Genomic DNA, 4,981 nt, shown 5'->3' with positions numbered 1-4,981 from the left:
CCGTCTACGCTGTAGCTCTCAACGGCTCGTAGGTACGTACCCTAAGTAACCTAAATTAATAAATAATAATAGATCTTAGGGGGAGTTTATTTATGACCAGAAAAATATATTCTGCTGATATTTTAGAAAATTATATTCTAATGTTTATTGAAGATGGCATAAGTTTTCCAACTCTGGTAGAAAAGTATGGGTTATCGATGCATAACACCATATTCTACCAATATGTTAATAAATATCGAGAGTATGGTTTAGCAGCCTTACAATCTAGAAAATATAATAATTCATACTCTGAAGAACTTAAACTAAAAGTGGTGGAGGCTTATCTTAATTATAACTTTTCAGCTTGAGGCGATAAAATGACCGTCATACCACCTTTTTTAGTATTAGATTGTTTGTGAAAACATATACATGATGTTTTTTTACTATGTAGGAATATGTCCACTCATTTCTTTAGTTTATCTCTAAGTTCTTGCCATGAATATCGTTCTCCATCAATTTCACGATGTAGCATAGCATGGCAATTGGGACAAACAGGAATCAAGTCGTTTTTATAGTCAACGATATATTCTTTTCCAATTTCTTTCAATGGTGTTAGGTGGTGAACATGAATAAAGTTTTTACCGAGTTCACCATATACCTTTTCAAATTCAAACTCACAGACAACACACTTACATCCATAATATTGAATACACTTTTGACGTGCTATAGAACTTCGCTCATACTTGTTTACCAATACCGCATGTACGGCGCCTTCATACGTATTTTCTGTATCATCGGATTCAGGGAAAATGTTTACTGAATAGTAATCATTCATATGTTTGTCCATATATGTTGCTAATTCAGCAGATACTTTCACACCTTTTTGGGGAGCTGCATTTAATCCATGCATCATTAGTTTTACTAATGTTAACTCTTCTGAGTCAACTTGTGCCACTAATCTTAAACGAGCATACTTGCCACCTAATGATTTTATGTATTCTTCTTTTATAAACCAATACTCTTCGTCGTTTACAATTTCCTCACTTGACAAAGATTCTTTATCTACTATTGTTTTGAACATTACTTTCTTAAATGGCTTGGTGCAATAAATATATACTATGTCACCAACATTAAATTTCAGGTTCTGTCTCCAATCAATAAAGCCCCATTTTTGAAAAGCAGATGCATGATCATACATTTTTCCGTTTGCAGGAATCATCCAAATCATAGTTTCCCCTCCTAAAGAGATTACAACATTTCTATCAACTCAGCCTAATCTTCAGTATCTTTTCCGTTAATACAACTATGAGTAAATCGATATGTTCTCACATACTTCAAAACCACCTCTAAGGTTGTGTTGATTGAATTATTAATCCCCGCACCCCACTTTAATTAAATTTTCTACCTTGTCATCAACACTACACACTCCACGTGGGATGTGATTAAGCTATTTATTGATTAAAGTGTGGTTTTAATATCCTATGTTATCAATTCAATAAAATAACTTTGTGAAAAGCTAACTCTAATGATTTCTTTTAATAGTTCATTAACGTAAACTTTATTCCTTACTATTTTAGCATTAATATCATCTTTAATAATTGTTTCTCTTTCGTTCTCCACAGTGATTTTATGACTATGAGGCCAAAGTGTTACGCGCTGAAAAAAAGATTAAGATAATGATGAAACCAAGCAAGAAGATTTATACTGTGATTAAAATAAAGATTTTTAATGAACTTTTTTGCTTTTATTGAGCGTTTATATTTAGATACAGCAGAGTGGTATTAAGTAACTCCTCGATACCCCCCCTCGGAAGAAGAGCTTCAAGACGGCCTAGGACAAAATAAAAAAAAGTCAGTAGAACAAGCCCACTGACTTTTGAAACACTCGTTTTTAATGGTTAACGGTTAGACATGATAACTTTAATTTCGTCTTCATTAATACCTACCATCGCTTCGCCTAAATCAGTTGAGATTTCGACTAATTTGGCAGCATCTTTGTAATTGGCTACTGCTTCAACTATGGATTTGGCACGTTTTTCTGGATTACCTGATTTGAAAATACCTGAACCAACAAAAACGCCTTCAGCACCTAATTGCACCATTAAAGCCGCATCAGCAGGTGTTGCCACCCCGCCAGCTGAAAAGTTCAACACAGGTAATTTACTAGTATCATGGACTTGCTTTAATAAATCATAAGAGACGCCTAGTTCCTTAGCTTGGTTAAAGAGCTCATCATCTTGTAACGAAGCCACATAGCGGATTTGTTCATGGATTTTTCTTAAGTGGGTAACCGCTTGACTAACATCCCCCGTTCCTGCTTCACCTTTAGTACGAATCATTTTAGCCCCTTCTTGAATACGGCGTAAAGCTTCACCTAAATCTCTAGCGCCACAAACGAAAGGTGTTTCAAATTGGTGTTTATCAATATGATAAACATGGTCAGCTACTGATAGGACTTCTGACTCATCAATATAGTCAATTTGTAAACTTTCTAAGATTTGAGCTTCGACAAAGTGACCAATTCTTACTTTCGCCATGACTGGTATAGAAACTGCTGCTTGAATTTCTTTTATCATTTGAGGGTCACTCATCCGACTAACACCACCAGCAGCTCGAATGTCTGCAGGAACTCTTTCTAAAGCCATGATCGCTACGGCACCAGCCGCTTCAGCAATTATAGCTTGCTCCACATTTACCACGTCCATGATTACGCCACCAGCTAATTGTTTATGTACTTCTTCGATTGATCGTTTCATTTTGATTGCTCCTTTATAAATATTGTCTTCACTTTAACAGTCTTTTGGATGTTTCTTAAGATGCAAAAATGGATATTTTTATGGGTCCAGATAGTTTTTTTATGTATAATGAATAAAATGAACAATACGAGGGGAGATAAAACATGATTACGGTGAACTTTAACGAAGACCAACACCTCTACTTACAAATAGTTGATGAAGTCATCCGGCAAATTGCCAGGGACATTTAAAAAGTGGTGACCAATTATCCTCACGGCGGGCCTTGGCAGATCATTTAAAAGTCAGTCTTAATACGGTCATTAACGCTTATGACCAACTGACTGATGAAGGCTATATAGTGCCGAGGGAAAGATCTGGCTATTTTGTGGATTTACTTGCAATTGATATGTTGCCCTCTGAGGAAATTGAGACAAAGCCACTAAAACATGAGCATGCTAAAATAAGTGACGCCAGCCAATATACTTATGATTTTCACTTTGCCAACCGTGATATGACTACTTTAAAACCCAAACAATTATTGCAGTATGCACCCGACGCTCTAGCAAGAAGCATGGTTAATTGTAATTTAAAAGAAGACTTGGGTGCGCTCCCTTTACGCTTGGCTATTGCTAATTATTTACGTAAATACCGGGGAGTGATGACTTCAGCTGACAATATCATCATTACAGGCGGTCATAAGGCTAGCTTACAGACGCTATTTGCCTTATTAGACGATTCAATCTATGCCTTAGAAGATCCTGGCTATTATAAAAATTTAGATGTCTTTACAGACTATCAGCAAAAGACGATTCGAATCCCGATTGATAAATATGGTTTCTCAGTTAAGGATTTGGAGACTACCTCAGCTAACATCGTGATTACTACTCCCAACCATCAGTTTCCCACTGGCATTATCATGGGGATGCGTCGACGTCAGCGTTTATTAAAATGGGCCTATCAGGCAGAAAACCGTTATATTATTGAAAATGACTACTATAATGAGTTCCGCCTTAAGGGCCGTCCTGTTCCTGCTTTGACTAGTCAGGACGACCAAGAGCGTGTCATTTTATTAGGGGCCTTTCGTCAAAGTATGGGGTCAATTTTTAAGATGTCTTATTTAGTTTTACCCGATCAATTAATGAATAAATTCCATCAAGCTCATTTAAAAACCAGTGGTATTTCCAGCTTTGAGCAGTATTTAATGACTGATTTTCTCAATTCTAACCATTTTCCTAAATACATTAATAGCCTGCGGACTAATTATCGTCGTAAGGAAAAAGCGGTTCTAGCAGCGCTTAACCAAAGCCAACTCCCCCTAACCATTAAGGAAGCAGGGGCTGGACTTTTCTTTATTATTAACATTGAGGGTGAGATTCCACCGGCTGACGTGATTCAAGCTAGGCTAGCTGAAAATAAGATCCGCTTGCAACCGGTCAACCACTACGCTAAATTAAACAACCAGTTCGACCAAAGTTATATTTTAGGTTATGCTGGGCTAGCGCTTGATGAAATTGATCAAGCTATTCAAGCTCTAGTCACTATTTTTAAATAAAGCAAAAGACTCAGTAAATTAGCGAAAAGCTTACATACTGAGTCTTTTAATTAGCTTAAATTGTCAAATTAAGTGCAACACAGTTTTATAAAAGATTTCATAAGGTGTTTTCCAATTCAAACATTTTTTGGGACGTGTATTTAATTTCGTTTCCCAACCTTGTATCTCTTCATCAGTTGCATCTGTCAAATCAACACCTTTCGGTGAGTACTCTCTAAGGAGTCCATTTGTATTCTCATTAGATCCTATTTGCCAAGGAGCATGAGGATCTGGAAAATAAATTTGCGTATTATTTAATTCCTCAGTCAATCGGGCGTGTTGACTGAATTCTTTACCACGGTCAGGTGTAATGGTTTTACAAAAATTAGAATCAATACCTTGTAGTAATTTAATCATTTGGTCAACTACCGGCTTAGAAGCTTTCTTCTCAGATTTACCGATTAGTAATAACCTAGATTTTCTATCAACTAGCGTTACTAAGCACGCTTTACCAGTTTGACCTGCAACTGTATCTGCTTCCCAATGACCAATCTCAGTTCGTTCATTAGCGCTATCAGGTCGTTCATGAATCGTATTGGAGATAGGGATCTTTCCTCTTCTCTCTACGTGATTTTTAGAATGGCGTGTTTTACCTCTGTGTCTTAATTTACGGATAGCGCCTCGATTACCGGTTGATAAACCAGGCTCATCGAAGTCGCCACGATAAATTGCACGAT

5 protein-coding genes are annotated in these 4,981 nt (G+C 36.7%); 2 read left to right on the top strand and 3 right to left on the bottom strand.

The features are described 5' to 3' along the window. The first annotated feature begins 92 nt into the window (after window positions 1–92). The gene (locus B9P78_RS09180) at window positions 93–347 is read left to right on the top strand and encodes a helix-turn-helix domain-containing protein (RefSeq protein ID WP_094519143.1); all 255 of its coding nucleotides are present in this window, start codon (window positions 93–95) and stop codon (window positions 345–347) included. A gap of 95 nt (window positions 348–442) precedes the next feature. Here B9P78_RS09180 and B9P78_RS09175 read toward each other — a convergent pair whose 3' ends face one another. Then, window positions 443–1,207 (bottom strand): HNH endonuclease, encoded by a 765-nt coding sequence (locus tag B9P78_RS09175; protein ID WP_094519142.1) that lies wholly within the window; start codon window positions 1,205–1,207, stop codon window positions 443–445. Between the two features lie 669 nt (window positions 1,208–1,876). After that, window positions 1,877–2,734: a pyridoxal 5'-phosphate synthase lyase subunit PdxS gene (gene pdxS, locus B9P78_RS09170; RefSeq protein WP_094519141.1), complete on the bottom strand. Its 858-nt coding sequence runs from the start codon at window positions 2,732–2,734 to the stop codon at window positions 1,877–1,879. Window positions 2,735–2,996: 262 nt separating this feature from the next. Between pdxS and B9P78_RS09165 the strand changes: the two genes are divergently transcribed. Further along, window positions 2,997–4,265 (top strand): PLP-dependent aminotransferase family protein, encoded by a 1,269-nt coding sequence (locus tag B9P78_RS09165; RefSeq protein ID WP_233487868.1) that lies wholly within the window; start codon window positions 2,997–2,999, stop codon window positions 4,263–4,265. Between the two features lie 63 nt (window positions 4,266–4,328). Here B9P78_RS09165 and B9P78_RS09160 read toward each other — a convergent pair. Beyond that, on the bottom strand, window positions 4,329–4,981 hold a 653-nt coding region (locus B9P78_RS09160; protein ID WP_148138601.1), incomplete at its 5' end, for an IS30 family transposase.

Origin of the sequence: Aerococcus sp. 1KP-2016 (assembly GCF_002252085.1) — a bacterium.
Taxonomy (GTDB): Bacteria; Bacillota; Bacilli; order Lactobacillales; family Aerococcaceae; genus Aerococcus.
The sequence above is the reverse complement of the archived record's forward strand: the minus strand, read 5'-3'. Positions and strand labels throughout refer to the sequence as shown.

Excerpts from the sequence above, each read along its gene's own strand:
- B9P78_RS09180 (WP_094519143.1), top strand. The coding sequence starts at position 93 with ATGACCAGAAAAATATATTCTGCTGATATTTTAGAAAATTATATTCTA.
- B9P78_RS09175 (WP_094519142.1), bottom strand. The coding sequence starts at position 1,207 with ATGATTTGGATGATTCCTGCAAACGGAAAAATGTATGATCATGCATCT.
- pdxS (WP_094519141.1), bottom strand. The coding sequence starts at position 2,734 with ATGAAACGATCAATCGAAGAAGTACATAAACAATTAGCTGGTGGCGTA.